The sequence below is a fragment of the Microbacterium sp. K24 genome (genome assembly GCF_004794465.1).
Lineage (GTDB): Bacteria > Actinomycetota > Actinomycetes > Actinomycetales > Microbacteriaceae > Microbacterium.
In genome coordinates, this window is record NZ_SSDJ01000111.1 from 59,069 (window position 1) to 80,578 (window position 21,510).

Annotated in this window: 20 protein-coding genes; 3 read left to right on the plus strand and 17 right to left on the minus strand. The window is 70.7% G+C overall.

What is annotated here, in order from left to right; translation table 11 throughout:
- Positions 1 to 19: 19 nt before the first annotated feature.
- The 3 genes from DW306_RS10950 to DW306_RS10960 are packed head-to-tail and all read right to left on the minus strand — an operon-like array spanning position 20 to position 3,068.
- The gene (locus DW306_RS10950) at positions 20 to 883 is read right to left on the minus strand and encodes a carbohydrate ABC transporter permease (protein ID WP_168429299.1); all 864 of its coding nucleotides are present in this window, start codon (positions 881 to 883) and stop codon (positions 20 to 22) included.
- Positions 880 to 1,779 (minus strand): sugar ABC transporter permease, encoded by a 900-nt coding sequence (locus DW306_RS10955; RefSeq protein ID WP_136055630.1) that lies wholly within the window; start codon positions 1,777 to 1,779, stop codon positions 880 to 882. The genes DW306_RS10950 and DW306_RS10955 overlap by 4 nt, the downstream gene beginning before the upstream one ends.
- The gene (locus DW306_RS10960; RefSeq protein WP_136055631.1) at positions 1,776 to 3,068 is read right to left on the minus strand and encodes a sugar ABC transporter substrate-binding protein; all 1,293 of its coding nucleotides are present in this window, start codon (positions 3,066 to 3,068) and stop codon (positions 1,776 to 1,778) included. The genes DW306_RS10955 and DW306_RS10960 overlap by 4 nt, the downstream gene beginning before the upstream one ends.
- Positions 3,069 to 3,221: 153 nt before the next feature.
- On the opposite strand from DW306_RS10960, the gene DW306_RS10965 reads away from it, so the two are divergent.
- Positions 3,222 to 4,220, plus strand: a complete 999-nt coding sequence (locus DW306_RS10965) for a LacI family DNA-binding transcriptional regulator (RefSeq protein WP_136055632.1) — start codon at positions 3,222 to 3,224, stop codon at positions 4,218 to 4,220.
- A 12-nt stretch (positions 4,221 to 4,232) separates the two neighbouring features.
- Here the strand turns inward: DW306_RS10965 and DW306_RS10970 are convergent, their stop codons facing one another.
- The 14 genes from DW306_RS10970 to DW306_RS11035 all read right to left on the minus strand — a co-directional run bounded on the left by DW306_RS10970 (position 4,233) and on the right by DW306_RS11035 (position 19,402).
- Positions 4,233 to 4,835 (minus strand): alkylhydroperoxidase domain protein, encoded by a 603-nt coding sequence (locus tag DW306_RS10970; protein ID WP_136055633.1) that lies wholly within the window; start codon positions 4,833 to 4,835, stop codon positions 4,233 to 4,235.
- Complete coding sequence (locus tag DW306_RS10975) at positions 4,832 to 5,458, minus strand: CMD domain protein (RefSeq protein WP_136055634.1); 627 nt, start codon at positions 5,456 to 5,458, stop codon at positions 4,832 to 4,834. The genes DW306_RS10970 and DW306_RS10975 overlap by 4 nt, the downstream gene beginning before the upstream one ends.
- A complete protein-coding gene (locus DW306_RS10980) occupies positions 5,455 to 6,483 on the minus strand; it encodes a putative FMN-dependent luciferase-like monooxygenase (protein ID WP_136055635.1) in 1,029 nt (342 codons plus the stop codon). Before DW306_RS10980 ends, DW306_RS10975 begins: the two co-directional genes overlap by 4 nt.
- The gene (locus DW306_RS10985; protein WP_136055636.1) at positions 6,480 to 8,096 is read right to left on the minus strand and encodes an ABC transporter ATP-binding protein; all 1,617 of its coding nucleotides are present in this window, start codon (positions 8,094 to 8,096) and stop codon (positions 6,480 to 6,482) included. Before DW306_RS10985 ends, DW306_RS10980 begins: the two co-directional genes overlap by 4 nt.
- Complete coding sequence (locus tag DW306_RS10990) at positions 8,093 to 8,986, minus strand: ABC transporter permease (RefSeq protein ID WP_205814146.1); 894 nt, start codon at positions 8,984 to 8,986, stop codon at positions 8,093 to 8,095. The genes DW306_RS10985 and DW306_RS10990 overlap by 4 nt, the downstream gene beginning before the upstream one ends.
- Positions 8,983 to 9,951 (minus strand): ABC transporter permease, encoded by a 969-nt coding sequence (locus DW306_RS10995; protein WP_136055637.1) that lies wholly within the window; start codon positions 9,949 to 9,951, stop codon positions 8,983 to 8,985. The genes DW306_RS10990 and DW306_RS10995 overlap by 4 nt, the downstream gene beginning before the upstream one ends.
- A gap of 30 nt (positions 9,952 to 9,981) precedes the next feature.
- A complete protein-coding gene (locus DW306_RS11000) occupies positions 9,982 to 11,616 on the minus strand; it encodes a TIGR04028 family ABC transporter substrate-binding protein (protein WP_136055638.1) in 1,635 nt (544 codons plus the stop codon).
- A 126-nt stretch (positions 11,617 to 11,742) separates the two neighbouring features.
- A complete protein-coding gene (locus DW306_RS11005) occupies positions 11,743 to 13,125 on the minus strand; it encodes an NtaA/DmoA family FMN-dependent monooxygenase (protein WP_136055639.1) in 1,383 nt (460 codons plus the stop codon).
- Positions 13,126 to 13,139: 14 nt separating this feature from the next.
- Positions 13,140 to 14,270 carry an LLM class flavin-dependent oxidoreductase gene (locus DW306_RS11010; protein WP_136055640.1) on the minus strand — a complete coding sequence of 377 codons (1,131 nt, stop codon included), beginning with the start codon at positions 14,268 to 14,270 and terminating at the stop codon, positions 13,140 to 13,142.
- A gap of 5 nt (positions 14,271 to 14,275) precedes the next feature.
- A complete protein-coding gene (locus DW306_RS11015) occupies positions 14,276 to 15,091 on the minus strand; it encodes an ABC transporter ATP-binding protein (protein WP_136055641.1) in 816 nt (271 codons plus the stop codon).
- Positions 15,088 to 15,993, minus strand: a complete 906-nt coding sequence (locus tag DW306_RS11020; RefSeq protein ID WP_136055642.1) for an ABC transporter ATP-binding protein — start codon at positions 15,991 to 15,993, stop codon at positions 15,088 to 15,090. Before DW306_RS11020 ends, DW306_RS11015 begins: the two co-directional genes overlap by 4 nt.
- Positions 15,986 to 16,855, minus strand: coding sequence for an ABC transporter permease (locus DW306_RS11025; protein WP_136055643.1), 870 nt, complete (start codon positions 16,853 to 16,855; stop codon positions 15,986 to 15,988). The genes DW306_RS11020 and DW306_RS11025 overlap by 8 nt, the downstream gene beginning before the upstream one ends.
- Positions 16,852 to 17,874 (minus strand): ABC transporter permease, encoded by a 1,023-nt coding sequence (locus DW306_RS11030; protein WP_136055644.1) that lies wholly within the window; start codon positions 17,872 to 17,874, stop codon positions 16,852 to 16,854. The genes DW306_RS11025 and DW306_RS11030 overlap by 4 nt, the downstream gene beginning before the upstream one ends.
- Positions 17,875 to 17,881: 7 nt before the next feature.
- Positions 17,882 to 19,402, minus strand: coding sequence for an ABC transporter substrate-binding protein (locus DW306_RS11035; protein WP_168429300.1), 1,521 nt, complete (start codon positions 19,400 to 19,402; stop codon positions 17,882 to 17,884).
- Positions 19,403 to 19,520: 118 nt separating this feature from the next.
- Between DW306_RS11035 and DW306_RS11040 the strand changes: the two genes are divergently transcribed.
- Together DW306_RS11040 and DW306_RS11045 are read left to right on the plus strand one after the other, a co-directional pair.
- Positions 19,521 to 20,213 (plus strand): hypothetical protein, encoded by a 693-nt coding sequence (locus tag DW306_RS11040; protein ID WP_205814147.1) that lies wholly within the window; start codon positions 19,521 to 19,523, stop codon positions 20,211 to 20,213.
- Positions 20,210 to 21,502 carry an aminotransferase class I/II-fold pyridoxal phosphate-dependent enzyme gene (locus DW306_RS11045; protein WP_136055646.1) on the plus strand — a complete coding sequence of 431 codons (1,293 nt, stop codon included), beginning with the start codon at positions 20,210 to 20,212 and terminating at the stop codon, positions 21,500 to 21,502. Before DW306_RS11040 ends, DW306_RS11045 begins: the two co-directional genes overlap by 4 nt.
- Positions 21,503 to 21,510: the final 8 nt, after the last annotated feature.

The window sequence follows — 21,510 nt, forward strand, 5'->3', positions numbered from 1 at the left end:
CCTTTCATGAGGTTCGGTGCTACTTCAGCCCGGTCGTGCTGACGGACTGGATGAAGAACCGCTGGAACGCGAGGATGATCGCCAGCGGGATGAGGACGAGGATCATGGAGGCCGCGAACAGCACTCCGTAGTCCACCTGGAACTGCCCCTGCATGTTCGACAGGGCGACCGGGCCGAGGATGTGCTCCTCGTCGGTACCCATCAGCAGCGGCCAGACGTACGCCTGCCACTGGAACAGGAACAGCATGAGACCGGCGCCGATCAGGGCGGGCCGCGACAGCGGCAGATAGATGCGCGTGAAGATCCCCCACCAGCCCAGACCGTCCAATCGACCCGCTTCGACCAACTCCTCGGGGATGGCGAGGAAGAAGGTCCGCAGCAGGAAGATCGCCATCCCGTTGCCGATCCCCGGGAGGATGAGGCCGAGGAACGTGTTCTGCAGCTGCCAGTCCCGGAACATCGACGCGAGAGGGATCGCGATCGCGTCGAACGGGATCAGGAACGAGAGGATCACGACCGAGAAGAGCGCCGCCTGCCCGCGGGACCGGAAGGCCGAGAGCCCGAACGCCGCCGTCGCGCAGACGATCAGGCCGACGATCACCGTCACGACGCTCACGAAGAGGGAGTTGAGGATGGCGCGGCCGAGGTCGCTGTCGAGCAGCGCGGCGTAGTTGTCGAGCGTCGGCGTGGTGGTGAAGAACGTCTGCCACTGCAGCGGGTTGAGGTAGCTGAACGTCTCCGCGCCCGGTCGGAGCGAATTGACGAACGTCCACCAGAGCGGCACGAGGAAGGCGATGCCGACCGTGACGGCCAGCAGCGTCGACCAGATCAGCAGGACGGTGCTGCGCGAGAAACGGCGTCGGTTCGGGGTGCTCGTGGTCACGGCTGGTCCTCCGTCCTCAGCAGACGGAACTGCAGCGCGACGATCACCACGGTGATGAGCACGAGGATGACGACCTCGGCCTGCGCCTTGTTGATGTCGCCGAACGTGTATGCGCGGGTGTAGAGATCATGCATCAGCAGGTTGGTGGATCCGTTCGGTCCGCCCTTGGTCAGGATCTGCACCGGGGCGAAGACGAGGAAGTTCGACACCGTGTCCGCCACCAGCACGAAGGCCAGCGGCCGGCGCAGCAGCGGGAGCGTGATCGACCAGGTCTGCCGCCACCACGACGCCCCGTCGAGGGAGGCCGCTTCGTAATACGACGTCGGGATGTCGTTGAGGCCGGCGATGAGGAACATCATCCAGTAGCCGACGCCGATCCACGACAGCAGGATCATGATCGACAGCAGCGCCTGATACGGCGAGGTCAGGAAGGGCTGCGGAGGGATGCCGATGATCGCGAGGAACCCGTTCGCGAGTCCGTCCGGCCGGTAGATGACGCTCCAGACGACCGCCGAGACCGCGGGCGGCACGGCGATGGGGAGGATCACCATCGAGCGCCAGAACTTCGATCCGACCGCCCGCCGGGTGAAGAGCACCGCGAGGAGGAAGGCGGCCACAATCTGCAGCGGATTGATGACGACCGCGAAGAGCAGCGTGACGGCGAGCGAGTTCTGGAAGTCGGCGTTGGTGAACAGCTCGATGTAGTTGCCGAGGCCGACGAAGGACGTGCCTCCGAGCAGGGTCGAGCGGGACAGGCTGTCGACGAGCGCGACAGCGGCCGGAGCGAGGCGCAGGAGCAGCAGGGCGACCAGAGCCGGGAGCAGGAACAGGAGCGCGATCCCTGCGACGCTTCTGTTCCTGCTCCGTCCGAGCGTCCCGCGGACGCGGGTGCTCATTGCAGCTGGCTCCAGGCGTCTTCGATCTGCGACTGGGCCTGCTCGAGGCGTTCGGCGGGGTCGGCACCGTTGCGGATGTCCGCGAACGCCTTGTTGATGAGCGACTCGAACTGGACGTACCCCACCGACACCGGTCGGGCGACGGCCGTGTCGTCGATCTCGGACGTGATGAGGTCCGCCACTCCAGCGCCGTGCTCGCCCGCCAGCTCCTCGAGGCCGGGCAGGTATTCCGCTGCGGCCTCCGTGTTCGCGGGGATGATCGTCGTCGCCTCGGTGGTGGCGAGGTTCCCCGCGGGGTCCAGCGCGGCGAACTCCAGGAACTCCTGCGCGGCCGCCTTGTTCTTCGACGCGGTGTTGATGCCCCACGACCAGGAGCCCGTCGGCGTCACCTCTGCTCCGCCCTCGAAGTACGGCTGCGGCGCGACGCCCCAGTCAAACGTCGCGTTCGCCGCGAACCCGCCGACGTCCCACGGTCCGCCCACGAAGAACGCGACCTTCTGATCGGTGAAGACGGCACTCGTCTGGAAACCGCCGACGCCGCGGGGCGACAGGCCGGATTCGAAGGAGTCCGCGTACCAGGACAGCGCCTTCTCCCAGCCCTTGTCTGTGACGTCGACATCGAGCATGTCCGGACCGGAGATGCCGGAGCCGCCGCCGGCGGACTCGATCAGAGGTTGCAGCTGGTAGTACGCCTCGACCTGCTCGAGAAGGAGCCCCGACTCGGCACCGGCGGCTTGTGCGGCACGCCCCGCCTCAGCCGTCTGCTCCCAGGTCCAGCGCTCCGCCGGATCGACGGAGGGGGCCTCGACGCCGGCCGCCGCCAGCAGGTCCTTGTTGTAGAACAGCATCTGCGTCGAGTTCCAGATCGAGAGCGCGTACATCTTCCCGTCGTAGATGTTGATCTCGTACTGCGCCACCGAGGTGGCGTCCTTCGCTTCGTCCTGCAGAGCGCTCAAGTCCTCGAGGAATCCCTGCGCGGCGATCTGAGCGAGGTTCGGCTGATCGACGGCGAACACGTCGATCGTGTCGTCTTCAGCGGACAGTCGCTGCTGGAGCGTGGTGGCGTACTGGTCGAAAGGTACCTGCGAGTACTCCACGGTGATGTCGGGGTGGCCCTCTTCGAAGGCCGCGATGACCGGGGCGAAGACCTCGGGGTCCTCGGGGCCCAGCAGTCGCACGGTTCCGGAGGCGTCCTCGGAGTCCGTCGGGCCTGCGTCGGAGGTGGCGCAGCTCGACAGCGCCAGAGCGGCGACGGCCAGCCCGACGATCGCGGCGACGTGTCGCTTCATCTTCTTCTCCCTTGAATGTGCGTCTGATCTATGCGGTTAGACGATGCGGTTAGATGGACTATAGCCCGCGAAATCATCCAAATCAAGAGATGAAGACGAGACCCCGGTGCTACGCTAACCGAACTTATCTAACCGCTTAGTGGGGAGCACCCGATGGCCACCGCGAAGGACGTCGCCGACAGGGCGGGCACATCGACGGCCGTCGTCAGCTACGTGTTCAACAACGGACCGCGCGGCGTCGCACCCTCCACCCGCGAGAAGGTCCTCCTGGCGGCCACCGAGCTCAACTACCGCCCGAATGCGCTGGCGCGAGCGCTGAGCTTCGGGAAGACGCTGTCGGTCGGCCTGATCGTGCCCGACATCGCCAACAGGTTCTTCGGCGAACTGGCACGGGCGCTGGAGGAGGCCGCCGCTGCACGGGGGAACCTCCTGCTGATCGGCGACTCCGGACTCAACGTGGAGCGCGAGCGGTCGCACGTGGCGGCCTTCGTCGAGCGCCGCGTCGACTCGGTGGTCATGGTGTCGCTCTCCGACACCCCCGACCTCCGCCCCTTCACCGACGCCGGCATCCCGATCGCGGTCCTGCACCCGGTCGATCCCGGGCAGCAGGCGTCATCGATCTCGATCGACTACCGGGCCGCCGCGCAGGCGGCCACCGCCCACCTGATCGAGCACGGGTACCGCTCCATCGCGCTCCTGAACGGCCCCGACGACTCCGCGGGCTCGCGGCAGCATCGCGAGGGCTTCTTCCGCGCGATCCAGGCGCATGATCTGCCGATCGACACCGTGGAGCTGCAGACCGAGATCTCCCGCGCCCACGCCGCTCAGGTCGCCCTCGACGTGCTCGCCCGTCCCTCCCGGCCCCGCGCCTTCTACTGCTCGACGGATGAGCAGGCGCACGGCGTGATGTTCGCCTGCCACCGCCTCGGACTGACCATCCCCGACGATGTCGCCGTCACCGGGTTCGACGGCACCGAGCACTCCGCGTACACCTATCCTCCGCTCACGACCGTCCGTCAGCCGGTGATGGAGATGGCGGAGCGAGTGATCTCACTCCTCACCGGGCACGTCGAACTCCCGGTTCACGAGATCGCACCGTTCGAGCTCGTGCTCCGGGAGTCATGCGGTCCGCACGGTGGACCGGACCGCTGAGGCGGACGCCTCTCAGGCCGGCGCGACCGGCCGTCCGATCGACAGCATCAGGCGGTTCGCCCAGTTGAAGAACGCCGCTCCGTGGATGACGTCGGCGATCTCCAGATCGTCGAGGCCTGCCGCGCGGAGCCGGGCGATCTCGCCCTCCCCGAACGCGCTGGGCGTGTCGGTCAGGGCGACGGATGCCGCGACGACCGCGTTCCACCGCTCGCCGAGATCCGCCTCCACGCCCTCGTCGAGCAGCCGGTCGACGTCGTCGACGCGCTTGCCGTGGTGGGCTGCGAAACGGGAGTGCACCGAGGCGCAGAACACGCAGCCGTTGCGGCGGGATGCCGCCGTCGCCGCGAGTTCGCGCTCGGCTCGCGGGAGGCCCTCGGCGACGTTGTAGAAGATGTCCTTGTCGACGAGGGTGCGCGCCTTCAGGATCTCCGGGTCACGTGCGAGCAGGCGGAAGTAGTCGTTCTTCGCCCGCGCCGCATCGACGAGGCCGTCGTAGTGGCGCTCGGTGAGCTCCTCTTCCGGCAGCGGCGCGAGATGCGGCAGCCAGCCGACCTCGCCGCGCGTGAAGGCGTCCGGGTGCGGGGCGTCGTGCGTGAGCACGGTCTCGGCGGTCATGCGGCCTCCTCCTCGGGTGTGACGGCGGCGGTCGTGGCGAATCCGGCGGCGGCGAGGGTTCGCAGGCCGGTGATGACCCGCTGCTGGAAGGCCAGGAACGACACCAGCTGCGACAGGGTGATGATGCCGTCGGCGGACCATCCGGCCTCGAGAAGGCGGCTGATATCGCTGCCCGACGCCTCGCGCGGACGGAACACCAGCAGATGCGTGTGGGCGAGGGCGGCGGCGAGGCGGTCGCCGAGGGCCTGGGCGGCGGCATCCGACGGCGTGTAGCGCTCGCCGTCGGTGTTCTCCTGCTGCAGCCCTGCCTCCGTGTAGGCGCCGAACGGGCCCTCGACCGCAGCCTCCGCGGCCTCCGCCAGCACGACGGCCGCACGCCGCGGGTCCGCGGCGAGCGCACGGTCGGCGTAGAACGTGCCGGTCGCATCGGAGCTGCCGGCGAGGCGCGTGGCGAACGCGGCGATCAGCTCGCGCTCCGCCTGCGACACGTGCTCGTCCGAGACCGGGTGGAACAGCGCGTCGAAGCTCGCCTGCAGCTGCTCCCTGGTCACCGGGCGACGACGCCGCAGCGCATCGAGTGCGGGCGTCACCCCCACGATCTGATCGGCGATGTCGTGTGTCATGCCTTCTCCTTGATGATGTCGGTGGTGTCGGCGAGCGCGTACCCGAGGGCCGGCGCGACCTGTTCGGCGAAGAGCTCGATCGAACGCAGCACGTGCTCGTGCGGAGCGTCGACCGAGTGCACCTGGAAGGCGACCTCGGTCGCACGGGCCAGCGTGGCGTCGGCGGCCAGCGACTCGGCCACCTGCTCCGGCGTGCCCAGGTGCGTGTCGAGAGCGGCGATCAGCTCGTCGAGGTCGTCTCCCGGGATGGTCTGACCCTGCCGGCGGAACCCCTCGGCCGCACGGCGCAGGCCGACCTCAGCGAAACGGAGCGCCTCGGCGCGGTCGTCCGCGACGAACACCGTGCGCGACGCGGTGATCCGCGGCGTCGCTTCGGCGGGCAGCGCGTCGAGATACGCATCGATGATGGGGTCCTGCAGAGCCGACAGCGGCGCATGCAGCGCATCCTCCCTCCGCGGCTGCGTGCGCGAGAGCAGCAGGCCGTGGCCGTGGATGCCGGCGCGATGACCGCCCGGCGCCGAGAAGGTCGCCTGCCAGATGCGGTCGGCGAGGCCGGCGGCATCCGGGTAGAGGGTGTTGCCGGCGCCGATGTCACGGCCGCCCAGGGCGTCGAGCAGTACCGCGAGCTTGCGGTCGTACGTCGGCGCCTTGTCGCGCACATCCTCGCCGAACGGCACGAACGACGACGGGGTGCCGCCGCTGCCGAGACCGAGGTCGAGGCGACCATCCGACAGCAGGTCGGCGACCACGGCATCCTCCGCGACGCGCACGGGGTCTTCCAGCGGCAGCGTGATCACACCGGTGCCGAGGCGGATGCGCGTCGTGCGCGCCGCGATGCTCGCCAGGAACACCAGCGGGGACGGCAGTCCGCCCTCTGCGGCACGGAAGTGATGCTGCGCGACCCACGCCCGCCCGATGCCGACGCTCTCTGCGCGCTGGATCTGCTCGGCGGCGAGCGCGTAGCGCTCCCCGGGCGCCGCATCATCGAGCAGGCGCGTGAAGAAGGCGACGGTGGGAGCGGTCATGCGGGGATCTCCGTTCGACCGGGCACCGCGGCGAGCAGCTCCCGGGTGTAATCGTGCTGCGGATCGCGGAACAGCTCCTCGGTCGGCCCTTCTTCGACGACACGGCCGCGACGCATCACCGAGACCGTGTGGCTGATCCGTCGCACGACGGCGAGGTCGTGCGAGATGAAAAGGTACGTGAGGCCGAGCTCGGCCTGCAGCGAGGTGAGCAGTTCGAGGATGCGCGCCTGCACGGTGACGTCGAGCGCCGAGACCGCCTCGTCGAGCACGACGATCTCAGGATCGATCGCCAGGGCTCGAGCGATCGCGACGCGCTGCCGCTGCCCGCCGGACAGCTCCTGCGGCGTGCGCCGCGCGACGTCCGCCGGAAGCGAGACGCGATCGAGGAGGGCCAGGGCGCGCTCCCGGCGTTCCGCGCGCGAGCCGAGCCGGAAGTTCTGCAGCGGCTCGGCGACGATGTCGACGATCTGCTGACGGGGATCGAGCGAGGCGAACGGGTTCTGGTACACGAGCTGGATGCGGCGGCGCAGCGCCCGCAGCTGCTCGCGCGAGGCGCGGGTGACGTCCTCGCCCGCGACCTCGACGGTGCCGGCATCCGGCTGCTGGAATCGCGTGATGAGACGCGCGGTCGTGGTCTTGCCGGAACCGGACTCCCCCACCAGCGCGTGCGTCGTGCCCTTGCGCACCCGGAACGACACGTCGTCCACGGCGCGGAAGCGCTCGCGCCCGCCGACCCGGAACTCCTTCACGAGTCCGTCGGCGACGATGGCGTACGGGTTCTCCGCCGCGACCGCGGCCGCATCGCGCAGGAACGGCGGAGCATCGGGGCGCCGGAAGCCGGTCGTGAACGCCGGGGCATCGGCGAGCAGCTGCTTCGTGTACGCGTCGGTCGGCGCGGCGAGCACGTCCGCGCTCGCGCCCTGCTCGACGATCCGGCCGTCCTTCAGCACGACCAGCCGTTCGGCGCGGTCGGCGGCGACGCCCAGGTCGTGGGTGACGAGCAGGATGCTCGTGCCCTCCTCGCGCCGGAGCTCATCGAGCAGATCGAGCACCTTCCGCTGCACCGTGGCGTCGAGCGCACTCGTGGGCTCGTCGGCGATGAGCAGGCGGGGTCCGAGCGCGATCGCGGTGGCGATCAGCACGCGCTGCCGCATGCCGCCGGAGAGCTCGTGCGGATGCTGGCGGGCACGCAGGTCGGGATCGTCGATGCCGACACGGTCGAGCAGTTCGAGGACCCTGGCCCGACGCGAGCGGCGGTCCCGGTGCCCGTGCAGCCGCAGGATCTCCTCGACCTGCGCGCCGATCGGGCGCACCGGGTCGAGCGACGTGGTCGGGTCCTGTGGCACGAGGCCGATCGCCGGCCCGCGGATGCCGCGCAGCGCACGGTCCGACCAGCCGGAGATGTCGAGATCGCCGAGCCGCACGCTTCCTCCGTCGACACGTCCGCCGGCGGGCAGCAGCCCGAGCAGAGCATGCGCGGTGGTGGACTTGCCCGATCCGGACTCGCCGACGAGCGCGAGGGTCTCCCCTTCGGCGATCTCGAACGAGATGCCGTGCACGACCTCGCGCCCACCGTAGGAGATGCGCAGATCGGTCGCTGCGAGAACGCTCATCGCGTGTTCCTTCCCAGGCGGTGGCTGATGCGGTTGGCGCTGAGCACCACCACGACCACGACGAGACCCGGCAGGGCCGTGAGCCACCAGGCGGTGCCGATGTAGTTGCGTCCCTCGGCGATCAGGAGACCCCACTCCGGCGTGGGCGGCGGTGCACCGTAGCCGAGAAAGCCGAGCGTCGAGATCGCGAGGATCGCCGCGCCGAACTGCAGGGCGGCGAGCGCCACGATCGGGGTGAGCGAGTTGGGCAGCACGTGCCGCCGGAGCACCGCGAAGAACGTGGCGCCGCTGCCGTACGCGGCCTCGACGTACTCGGTGCGCCGCACCCGGGCGACCTCGGCGCGCATCAGGCGCGCGAAGGCGGCGATGCTGCCGAGGCCGACGGCGATGGCGGCGTTCACCGTGCCGAACCCGAGCAGGATGATCACCGACAGCGACAGCAGCAGACCGGGGATCGCGAGCAGCACATCGACCACCCGCATCAGCACGTCATCGAGCACGCCGCCGACCGCTCCGGCGATCGCGCCGATCAGCGTGCCCACGCCGAGTCCCACCGTGACGGCGATCAGTGCCCCGGAGAGCGAATGCACCGCACCGTGCACGACGCGGCCGAACAGGTCGCGACCGAGCGTGTCGGTGCCGAACCAGTGCGCCGCGCTCGGCGGCAGGAGCTTGTCGGCGGGTTCGCCGGTCAGCGGGTCGCCCGGCGCGAACGCCCCGGGGATCACCGCCCACAGGATCGCCAGCACGACGACGGCGATCGCCAGGTACAGCCCCCAGGGGCGCGAAGGACGCCGCACGCGAGGCCGGATGGAGGCCTGGCCTGCGGCGTCCGCCTCCTGCTCCGGGATCACCGGAGTCGGAAGGGTGGTGAGAACAGGGACGGTCATGCCGGCACCTCCTGCAGCGTGCGAGGGGTCGTCGCCCTCGCCGCGTTCCGCTGGCGAGGATCGATGAGCGGGGTGACGAGGTCGACGGCGAAGCTGATCAGCACGAACCCGAGGGCGGAGAGCAGCACGACGCCCTGCAGCACCGGGATGTCCTGGTTCGCCACAGCCTGTTCGGTGAGGCGGCCGACACCGGTGCGGCCGAACACGGTCTCGGTGACCACGGCGCCGCCGACGAGTTCGCCGAACAGGACGCCCGCGATCGTGAGGCTCGGCACGGCCGCGTTGCGGGCGACCGAGCGGGTGAGCACCCAGAGGGGCGGAGCGCCCTTGGCGCGCACGACCGTGATGAACGGCTGGGCCTGCACCTGGTCGATGCTCCGCACCAGCACCTGCGCCAGCGGCGCCGAGATCGGCACGGCCAGCGTGAGCACCGGCAGGATGAGCCCCGCCACCGGATCGGCGCCGACGATCGGCACCCAGCCGAGCCCGAACGAGAACACCTGGATGAGAAGGATCCCGAGCCAGAACACCGGCACCGCCACGAACAGCCCGGGGATCTGGCGCAACCCGTCGCGCAGCCAGGCGAATCGGGCGAGGGACGAGAGACCCGCGACCAGCACCGCGATGACCAGCGCCACGACCAGCCCGAGGAAGGCGAGCAGCAGTGTCGACGGCAGCGCCTCGCCCAGCATCGTGAGCACCGGAGTGCCGAACTGCGTCGAGTACCCGAAGTCCCCGGCGAGGAAGCCGAGTCCCGCGTGCAGGTACTGCTGCCACCACGGCAGGTCGGCGCCGTACGTCGCCCGGATGTTGTCGAGCTGATCCGGCGAGAGCCCGAGGCTGGGGTCGGCGAACTTGATCAGGATCGCATCGCCCGGCAGCAGCTGCAGCAGGAAGAAGGTGGCCGTGAAGGCCGCGATCAGAACGATCGCGGCCTGCCCGGCTCGTCGGAGGACGAAGCTCATCGGTGCACCGTGCTCATCGGTCCGTGCTCATCAGTGCTCGGCGAGCCAGACGCCGGAGAAGCTCGGACGACCCACCGACTCGAAGGCCACACCCTGCACGTAGGTCGCCGCTCCGTAGACCTGCGGCTCCTCGAACAGCGGGATCACGTACGCCTGCTCGGCGATGTAGTCCTGCACGGCCTGAGAGGCGGCGACGCGCTTGTCGGCGTCGGGTTCGGATGCCACGGCGAGCAGCAGAGCGTCGAGCTCGGCGTCGTTCGAGATGAGCGTGTCGCGGTTCTTCGTGAAGTACTGGCTCTTGATCACGTCGAGGTCAGCACGGCCGACCATGGAGTGGTAGAAGCCGGTCTTGAGCGGATCGCGGTTGTCCTGGGCGGCGCTGCCGGCATCTCCGGGCTTGACCGTGAGCTCGACCCCGACCTTCGCCAGCTGCTGCGCGACGAGCTCGAGCGTCTGCTTCGACAGCGGCTGGGGCTTCGCCTCGTAGACGGTGAACGCGAGCCGCTCGCCGTCCTTCTCGCGGATGCCGTCGGCTCCGGGCTCCCATCCGGCCTCGTCGAGCAGCTCCTCGGCCTTGTCGGGGTCGAAGGCGTAGTGCTCCGACTCGTCCTTGAAGCCCAGCGCCTGGGAGGAGAGGACCGACTTCGCGACCGGGTAGTTCTCGGTGAAGAGCGTGTCGACGACCTCCTGTGCGTCGACCGCGGCCACGAGGGCCTGGCGGACGCGGATATCGGTGAGAAGCGGGTTGCTGGGACGCAGGCTGATCGCGTTGTTCACACCGCGGGTCTGCGGGGCGTAGAGCGTGAAGCCCGCGCTCTCGACGCGGTCCTCGTCGAAGGCCTGCACGTAGCGGACGTAGTCGGCCTGACCGGCGAGCAGCGAGCCGATGCGCACCGAATCCTCGGGGGTGACGAGCACGTGCACCGCGTCCACGTAGGGGCGGCCCTGGTTCTCGGCGCTCTCCGGCGCCCAGGCGTAGTCGTCGCGGGCCGTGAGCGTGTACTCGGTGCCGAGCTTCTCGTCGGTCACGGTGAACGGACCGGAGCCGATGATCTTCTCGGCATTGCCGGCGCCGAAGTCCTCGATCGTGCCGTCGAGGGTCTCGGGCGAGAGGAGACCGGAGTTGATCGTCGACGTCGCCTGGAGGAAGCCCGGAGCCGGTGCGGAGAAGCGGAACGTGACGGTGTCCGCATCGACGACCTCGCTGCTGGCGTAGTTGTTGATGGCCTCGGAGACCGTGAGCCCGCGCTCGGCGTTGCCGAGACCGTAGGTGTCGAAGTTCTTCGCGACGGCGGCCGCGTCGAGCGGAGTGCCGTCGGAGAAGGTGACGTCGGACTTCAGGTCGAACGTGTACTCGGTGGCGTCGTCGTTCACGGTCCAGTCCGTGGCGATCCACGGCTCGATCTCGAGGGACTCCGGATTCTGCCAGGTCAGGCGGGCGGCGATGTTGTTCACGACGCCGCCGTTCGGGTAGAAGCCGGCCTGCGGCGGGTACAGGTTCGTGTAGGTCTGGTGCTCGAGGTAGGTGAGCGTGCCTCCGGTGACGGGGTCGCTCCCCGCCGCCGGCGCGTTCGCCGGTGCCGGTGAGGAGGCGCAGGCGGCGAGCCCCGCCGCGAGGACGAGAGGAAGCGCGACGGCTGCTGCGCGGACGAGACGGCGGTTCATGGGGAGAGGCCTCCTGGGCTTCGGGTGCGAGGGTGTCGCGGAGGTTCGAGGTGGCTTCACGCTAGGGAACGCGGATGCCGCGCCGCGACGCGACCGACACCGACAGTCGCGAAGCGAAACCTCTCGTCATGCGTCGACACGGGAGGAAATGCGCAGCCGGTCGCGCAGGGTCGCCCCGTCGCGATCCGTGTCGCCCGCAAGCAGTCCACGACGACGCAGCTCGGGCGCTGCGAGGCGCGTGAACGCCTCGAACTGCGCCGGCTGGAAGGCGGACAGCACGTTGAAGCCGTCCGCCGCTCCGGCATCGCGCCAGCTCTCGAAATGATCCGCGATGAGGTGCGCATCGCCCACCACGAATGCGGCGGGCACGGCGTGCGCGGCGACGAGGTGACGCCAGGTCAGCGGCCGCCTGCCCGAGACGGCCAGACCGGCGATGCGGGACACCCGCTCGATCAGCGCGGCGCCGCCCTCCCCCAGGCGTGCCGCATCGTCCGCGGCGACCTGATCGTCGAAGGCGACCGCGCGCAGCGGGTCGTCGGCTGCGACGCCGAGCGCGTCCGCGAGGGCGTCGACCGTCCGGTTCGGCGGGAACGCGGTGCGCGCCGGCTGGTGCCCCTCGGCGAGCGGCACGAGCGCGAGCAGTCGTTCCACGATGCGGTGCGCCTCGGCATCCGTCTCCGCGACCACCGGCAGCACCGGGGCAATCACCTTCAGCGACGCGGGCGACCGGCCGGCATCCGCCGCGATCGTGCGGAGCTGTGCACGGGTGGCGATCGCATCGGCGATGTTCGGCGCTGCGATGAGGGCGAGGTCGGCCTCGGTGGCCGCGAGCGCCCGCGATCGCGGCGACGTGCCGGCATGCACGATCGGGATCCGCCCCTGCGGCGGGCGGGCGACGTTCAGCGGGCCGGTGACCCGTATCTGCGCACCGTGCAGATCGGCGCTGCGGAGACCGGCGGGATCGATGAGCACGCCGCGTTCGGCATCCGCGATCCAGGCATCCTCGTCCCAGGAGTCCCAGAGCCGGCGCAGGGCGGTGACGAACTCCTCGGCGCGGTCGTAGCGCGTCTCGTTGTCGGCGTGCGCGTCGCGGCCGTGGTTGCCTGCGGCGCGCGGCTCGGCGCCGGTGACGAGATTGATCCCGGCGCGCCCTCCGGTGAGCACGTCGAGCGAGGCCAGCGACCGCGCGGTCGTGTAGGGGTCGCCGTAGGTGGTGTTGACCGTGGCGATCAGCCCGATGCGCGACGTCACGCCGGCGAGGAACAGCACGGCGCTGACGGGATCGATACGCGCGAGGAGGTACGGATCGCGGAACTCGAGGTCGGGTCCGGTCGCCAGCCAGTCCCCGAAGAAGAGATAGTCGAGTACGGCCTCCTCGCCTTCTCTGGCGATGTGGCGGAGGATGTCGGCGTCGGTCGCCGGGTCGCGATGCGCGCCGGGGTGTCGCCAGCCCGACGGGTAGGCGCCGAGCGTGCGCACCATGGCGCCGATGATGAGAGGTTCGGTCATGGCTGCGGATCGGGTCAGGCGACCCGCTCCTCGCTCTCCGCCGCGCGCGCCTCGTCACGCAGACGCGCCCCCTCGCGCAGGGCGGGGACGAGCTCGCGACCCCAGTCCTGCACGTCGCCGAGCGGATCGAACCCGCGGATCAGGAAGCGCGTCACGCCGAGGTCGTAGTACTTCAGCAGGGCCTCGGCCACCTGTTCGGGCGTGCCGACAGGGGCCGTCGAGTTGCCGGAGGGCCCGGTGAGGCGCGTGATGCCCAGCCACAGCCGCTCGTCGTGCACGTCTCCCCGCTGCGCATGCTGCTGCAGGCGGTCCGCCGACACGGCGCTCTTCTCGCGCTGCAGCGGGCGGGCGAAGCTGAGCGTGTTGTCCGAGGAGCGGCTGTTGATGACCGCCTCGGTCTCGGCGTAGATCCGGTCCGCCTTCGCCCACGCCTCCTCCTCGGTGTCGGCGATGATCGGCCGCGTCGAGAGACTGAACTCCACGGTGCGTCCGGCTTTCGCCGCCGCGGCGCGGATCGTGCGGATGTGCTCCGCGACGTCGGCGAGGGGCTCGCCGAACAGCATGTAGACGTCGGCGCCGTTCGCGCCGACCTCGACCGCACCCTCGGAGAGTCCGCCGAAGAAGATCGGGATGCCGGCATCCGTCGCCGGCTTCACGGCCGAGAACGCGCCCTCGAACCGGTAGAAGTCGCCGTCGTAGTCGAACGGCTCGTCCGATGAGAGCGTGCGCCGCAGCACCTCGATGAACTCCCCCGTGCGCCGATACCGGTCGGACTTCTCGCTGAAGTCGCCGTCACGACGCTGATCGGCCTCGCTGCCGCCGCTGATGTGGTGGATCGCGATGCGTCCGCCGCCGGTGAGATGGTCGAGCGTGGCGAGCTTGCGGGCGACGACCGTCGGAGCGACGAAGCCGGGGCGGTGCGCGATGAGCACCTTGAGGCGCTCGGTCGCGTGCAGCGCGGCGGCGGCGACCGCGAACCCGTCCGGCGAGCTCGCGCTGTAGCCGATGAGCACGCGGTCGAAGCCGGCCTCCTCGTGCGCGCGGGAGAAGTCCCGCACGTAGGCGGGGTCGACGACAGGACCGGTCACGGCCTTCGATTCCGACCCTGCGGTCGTCGCGATCATTCCGAGCAGTTCGATGGGCATGGCTGTCAGCTCCTGACTGGTGCGCGCGAGGGACGGTTCGCGCGAGGGGTGTGGATGAGGGGGACGGAATCGATGAGGAGGCGGGTGTACGGATGCTCCGGGCGCGAGATCACGCGTCGGGTCGGGCCGTCTTCGGCGATGCGTCCGCGGTCGAGCACGACCAGGCGGTCGCTCATGGCGGCGAGCGATCCGATGTCGTGCGAGATGACGAGCATCGCCAGGTCGCTGCCGCGTGCGTCGCGCAGGGCGATCAGCGCCTGCACGACGCGATCACGGCTCGCGGCGTCGAGGGCGCTGACCGGTTCGTCGAGGAGGAGCAGTCGCGGTTCGACCACGAGCGCGCGGGCGATCGCGGCGCGCTGGCGCTGGCCGCCGGAGAGTCCGCCCGGAAGTCGGGTGATGAGCTCTTCGTCGAGGCCGACCGCATCGAGAGCGGCCGCCCGTCGACGGCTCGCCTCCGCGGCCGGGACCCGGCCGATGCGCAGTCCCTCGACGATCGACTCGGCCGTGCTCACGGCCGGATCCAGTGAGCGCAGCGGATCCTGGAAGACGTACTGCACGGCTCCCGCACGTCGCCACGCGCGCAGTCCGCTCCCGCGGAGCCGGGTGACGTCGCGACCGTCGACGAGGATGCGCGATCCCGTGGCGGCATCGACGGCCCGCAGCACCGCCTTCGCCAGGGTCGTCTTTCCGGACCCGGACTCGCCGACCACGCCGACCACCTCACCGGGGCGCACGCTCAGCGAGATGCGGTCGAGCACGCGCACACGGCCGTAGTCGACCGAGAGCTCGTCGAGTTCGAGGATCGCCGGAGCGCTCATGGGAGGAACCTCTCGAGTCCGTAGGCGGCATGCGCGCTGAGCAGCTCCCGCGTATAGGGGTGCGCGGGGGCACGCAGCACACGCGACGTCGGCCCGGCCTCCACGACGCGACCGTCGCGGAACACCTGCACGCGCTCGCAGACCTGCGCGACCACGGCGAGGTCGTGCGAGACGAGCACCAGGGCGAGATCACGCTCCACGCGGAGCCGGCGCAGCAGGTCGAGCAGCTCCGCCTGCACGGTCACGTCGAGCGCCGTGGTGGCCTCGTCGGCGATGAGCACGGCGGGGTCGGCGGCGAGCGCCATCGCGATCAGCACCCGCTGCAGCATGCCGCCGGAGAGCTGCGCCACACGCTGCCGGAGGACGAGGTCCACGCGACGGATGCCGAGGTCGTCGAGCAGCTCGCGGGCGCGCTCCCGCGCCTGTCGTCGGGGCAGACCTGCCGTGATGCGCAGCGTCTCCTCCAGCTGCGCGCCGACCGGGATCGCCGGGTTGAGGTACGACGCCGGGTCCTGGAAGACCGCCGCGATGTGCGTGCCGCGCACGCGGCGCCAGTCTCGTTCGCCGGCGCGCGTGAGGTCGACGCCGTCGACGTGCACGCTCCCTGCGGTGACGGCGAGGCCCGCGGGGAGGATGCCGAGGAGCGCCCGGCAGGTGAGGGTCTTGCCGCTCCCCGACTCGCCCACGATGCCCAGCGCCTCACCGGGACGCACCGACAGCGAAACCCCGTGCACGAGCTCGGTGCCGTCGGCGGCGGCGATCACGAGGTCGGTGACCTCGGCGGTGGCCGGCCGCGCGAGGGAGGCCTCGTCGAACGACGGCCGGAGCGTCGTGAAGCCGTGCGCGACGGGTCCGCTGCGGACCTCGGCCCGGTCCTTCAGGACGGGAGGCGTCTCAGACATGTGCGGCAGCCTTCCGTCGGATCGGCGCGTCCGCGCCGAGCACGTCCCGTGCCGCGTCGGCGACGAGGTTCAGCGCGCCCACCGTCAGGATGATCGCGAGGGCGGGGGCGAGCGGTCCCCACGGCCGCTGGCTGAGGTATCCGAGATCGCTGGAGAGCATGCCGCCCCAGGTCGGAGCCGGCGGCTGCACGCCGATGCCGAGGAACGTGAGCGAGGCGACGGCGAGCAGGGCGCCCCCGAGCGCCGAGACGGAGGCGACCACGAGGTTGGGCGCGACCTGACGCCATACGTGCCGCCGGAGCACCCACCAGGCCGAGGCGCCGAGGTACCCGGCCGCCTCGATGTACTGCGAGTCGCGCACGCGGAGGGTCGCCGCCCGCGCGATGCGGAAGAAGCCGGGCGCGATGAGGATGCCGATCGCGAGGGTGGCCTGCACGAGCCCGTTGCCGAGCAGCGCGGCGAAGACGATGGCGAACAGGATGAACGGCAGGGCGAGCAGCGCGTCGACGACCCGCAGCGAGAGCCAGTCCGCGACCCTCGGCACGAAGGCGCTCAGCGCACCGGGCACGGCGCCGAGGACCAGTCCGATCAGGGCGGCGGCGCCGGCGCTCAACAGCGACGCTGGCGCACCGGCGAACAGTCGCGACAGCACATCACGGCCGACGTAGTCGGTGCCGAGGAGGTGGCCGAGGCTGGGTTCCTGCAGGGCGGCGGCCGCGTCCTGCGCGAGCGGGTCCTGCGGGGCGAGCGCGGGGCCGGCGACCGCGAGCAGGGCGACGCCGAGGATCAGCAGCAGCGCGAGGCGCACGCTCCAGCCGGCATGCCAGAGCCGCACGATCGCGGGGGGCGTGTTCGCCGTCATGCGGCACTCCGTTCGGTTCCGCCGGTGCGGGAGATCACGAGGTTGAGGACGGCGCCGACGATCACGATCATCGCGATCGTGACGAGCAGCACACCCTGCACGACGGGGACGTCGCCCTGCAGAGCCGCCCGATTGGCGAGCTGCCCGAGTCCCGGCATCCCGAAGATGACCTCGGTGATCACCGCGCCGCCGACGAGACGCGGAGCGTGCACACCGAGCACCGAGAGCGCGGGAGCGGCGGCGATCGGCAGAGCGTGCCGGAAGACGATGCGCCCCGGACCGAGCCCGTGCACCCGGGCGCCGATGATGAAGTTCTCCCCCAGGGTGCCCACGAGCGAGGTGCGCAGCTGGCGCGCCACGTCGGCCCCCGCATCGAGGCTGAGCGCGACCGACGGGAGCACGAGGCACACGAGCCAGGCGCCGACGTCCTTCTCCGGCGGCGTGTATCCCGCCACGGGGAAGAGAGGGATCGCGTAGGAGAAGAGCAGGATGAGGCCGATCGCGGCGACGAACGCGGGCACGGTCGCGGCGACCGTGCTGAGCAGCGTCACCACGCGGTCGATGATCCCGCCGCGGTTCACGGCGGCGAGCGTGCCGCCGATGAACCCGAACACGAGCGCGAGGATGATCGCGCCCGTGGCGATCGACAGGCTCACCGGGAACGCCTGCGCGATGCTGTCGGCCACCGGGATCGTCGTGAACCAGGAGTTGCCGAGATCGCCGGTGACGGCACCGGCGATCCAGTCGACGTAGCGGACCAGGAACGGACGGTCGAGGCCGAACTGATGGTTCAGCCGGTCGACGTCGGCCTGCGTCGCCACCTCGCCGAGCGCCACGGCCGCGGGATTGGATCCGCTGGCGGCGCCGAGGGCGAACGTCGCGAAGGTCGCGATGAGGAAGACCGTGACCGCCGTGACGATCGTGGCGAGCACGGTGCGGAGCACGGGCCACGCCCGCAGGAGGCCGGGAACGACCTTGACCTCCTGCACGTCTCTCGCCTCGGCGATCACGGTCGCCATCAGCGGGTCACCCTTCGACCTTCACGTCTTCCCAGCGCTGCACGTCGAGCCAGTGCCGGATGCCGGTGACCTTGTCGGGGTGGATGAGGATGCGGGGCCAGCTGAACAGGAAGGTGTTCGGCTGCAGCTTCACGCCGACCTCGACCGCGTCCTGGATCTTCTCGGCATAGTCATCGGCATCCGTGGGCGTCGCCCGGGCCTCGTTGATCGCGGCCGTGAGCTCCTCGGGCGTCTGCCGACCGAGATTCATCAGCCCCTCGGCGCCGTAGAGCACCTCGAGCCCCTGCAGCGGCGACTGACGGCCGGAGTAGCTGTCCAGCACGAACGGCAGGGTGCGCTGCACGTAGTTCTGCGAGACCGCGGCGGCCGGCAGCACGTTGAGCGTGACGTCGATGCCCGCCTTCGCCCACTGCGCCTGCAGCACCTCGGCGAGTGCGGTGTCGTCCTCCGTGAGCGACAGGGTGAGTTCGACCCCGTCCGGGTAGCCGGCCTCCGCGAGGAGGTCCTTCGCAGCATCCACGTCGTAGGCGTAGAGGTCGTCCAGCTCGGGGCTGTGCGCGACGTAGCCCTCGGGGAACGGCTGCCAGTTCGGTGTGCCATGGCCGAAGTAGGTCGCGTCGATGAGCGCCTGACGGTCGGTGGCGTGGCTGATCGCCTGCAGCACGCGCTGATCGTCGAAGGGCGCCACCGTGGCGTTCACGTCGAGCGCGCGCACGGTGAGCGCCTTGATCGTCTCGACCTCGAGGTTCGCGGCCTCGGCCCCGTCGACCTGCGCCGGCGGGATCTGCGCGACATCCCACTGTCCGGAGTTCACGCCGGCGACGACGGTCGCCGGGTCGGTCACGGGGACGATCGAGAAGTCGTCGATGAAGATGTGGTCCGCGTTCCAGTAGTCCTCGTTCTTCTCGAGGTCCGCGTGGGCGTTCGGCACGTACTCGGTGAGGGCGAACGGTCCGGATCCCTCCGGCTGCGTGGCGAGGGCCGCGACGTCGGCGAACGCCGCAGGGTTCACGATGAAGCCCGTCTTGCCGGCGAAGAGGTACGGCACCTGGTAGTCGGCCTGGTCGAGGTGCACGGTGACCGTCTGCTCGTCGACGACGTCGACGCCCACGACGATGCGCAGCTGACCGGCGAGCGTGGAGTTCTCCTGATCGCGTCCGCGCTCGAGGTTCTGCTTCACGGCGTCGGCCGTCACCGGCGTGCCGTCGGTGAACTCGGCATCCTTCCGGAGGTGGAAGGTGATCGCCGTGCCCTCGTCGTTGTACTCCCAGCTCTCGGCGAGACCGGGGACGACCTCGCCCTCCGTGTCGAGCTGCGTGAGCCCGTCGTACACGAGCGCGAGCGCATGCGTGTCCCACCCCGCGGTGGAGGTCACGGGATCCCAGCTGGTGGGCAGCGCCCACCCCCAGGTGAGCGAGGTGGTCGAGGCGGAGTCGGACGGTGCGGGAGCGGATGCTGCGCAGCCGGCGAGGGCGAGCACTGCGACCGTTGCCGCAGCGAACGGGACGAGACGAGGTCGGGAGGTCATGGAAGCGAAAGTATGAGCGGGCCCGCGGCGCCACAATCGCGTCGAAGCGAAGCGACACCGGGCGCAACAAATCGACTCATGTCTGCGCGAGCGTCGGCGCCGACCGGAGGATGAACGCATGACCACGACCTCATCCCCCGCCGTCTGGACGCCGCCCGCCCGGGTGCGCGGCACGCTCGCCGTCGTCACCGGACGCGGAGAACGCGCCGCTGTGTACGAGCGGTTCGGCCGCCGTCTGAGCACCGACGGCTACACGGTCGGGGTCTTCGAGGAGGACGTGGACGCCGCGACCGGATGGCTCGCCGAGTCGACGGACGGCCCGCGTGTGCTCGTCGGATCGGATGCCGGCGCATCCGCCGTCCTGCGAGAGCTCACGCAGGGGGCCGCCGTCGACGGGGCGATCGTCGCCGGCCTCGTCGTGGATGCCGAGGGCTCACTGCCCGCCGACGAGGAGCGGACGGCGTGCCCGCTGCACCTCGGGGTGCTGGCGTCCGACGCGTCGGGCTCCCCGCGACGGCCGGCGGAACCGCTCCCGGCACCCGCCGACCTCGCCGCGATCGCTGTTCCGGTCCTCGCCGTCCACGGCGGCGACGATCCGGTCTCGCCCTTCGTCGAAGCGGCGGCCGTGCTGCGCGCCCTCCCCGATCTCGAGCTCGTCGAGACGGTCGCCGGTCTCCACGACGCGCTCAACGACCAGTCGCACCGCAGCGTGGCCGCGACAATCGTGCTGTGGTTGGAGAGGCTGCGCGGCGGCGATGTGCACGCGCCCGTGGTGCGGTCCGTCGACCTCGTCGCAGCGACGGCGTCATGACCTCGTTCGCCACCCGCCAGATCCAGGCCGGCTACGTCCCCGGCACCCCGCAGAACAGCGCCGTCCCGCCGATCTACCAGACCGCCGCCTACGAGTTCGCCTCGCTCGCCGAGGCCGCAGACCTGTTCGCCCTCCGTTCGGCGGGAAACCTCTACAGCCGCAACGCGAGCCCGACCCAGCAGATCCTGGAGGAGCGGATCGCCGCCCTCGAAGGCGGCGCCTCCGCCGTCGCCGTCGCGTCGGGCCAGGCGGCCGTCGCCGTGACCCTGCTCGCGCTCGTCGGCCGCGGCGGACACGTCGTCGCGGCGAGCCAGCTCTACGGCGGCACGGTCGACCTGCTCGAAGACACCTTCGCCGACTTCGGCATCCCGGTCACATTCGTCGACCAGGACGACCTCGAGGCCTGGCGCGCCGCCATCCGCCCCGAGACCCGCGTGCTGTTCGCCGAATCCGTCGCGAATCCGATCGCGCAGGTGCTCGACATCCGCGCGGTGGCCGACGTCGCGCACGACGCCGGGATTCCGCTCGTGATCGACAACACGGTCGGCACGCCGTTCCTGGTGCGGCCCGGCGAGCACGGCGCCGACTTCGTCGTGCACTCCGCCACGAAGTTCCTCAGCGGCCACGGCACCTCGCTCGGCGGAGTCGTCGTCGACCAGGGCACGTTCGACTTCGGACGGGAGCCCGACCGCTGGCCGCAGTTCACCGCACCCTATGCGCGCGTCCGAGACCTCGCCCTGTGGGAGCGGTTCGGCCTCGGTCAGGCGTTCGCGGCGCTCGTGAAGTCGAAGTACGTGCACGACCTCGGCCCGTCGCTCTCGCCGTTCAATGCCTGGCAGATCCTGCAGGGCGTCGAGACGCTCGACCTGCGCGTCTCCCGGCAGAGCACCACGGCCCTGGCCCTCGCGCGGCACCTGCAGCAGCATCCGGCGGTCGCGGCCGTGCATCACCCCGGCCTGGAGGGCAATCCGTGGCGTGCGCTGGCAGCGCGCTACCTGCCGAACGGCGTGCCGTCGGTGTTCTCCTTCGATCTGGCCGTCCCCGAGGACGCCGAGACGCAGGGCCGCGTCGCCCGCGTCATCGATGCGCTGGAGGTGATCCGGCTCGTCGCGAACATCGGCGACGCCCGCAGCCTCGTCGCCCATCCAGCCTCTATGACCCACTCCCACCTGTCCGCGGCCCAGCGGGCTGCCGCCGGCATCTCCCTCACGACCATCCGGCTCTCCGCGGGTCTCGAGGATCCCGCCGACCTCATCGCCGACCTCGACCGCGCACTCGCGCTGGTCTGATCTCAGGA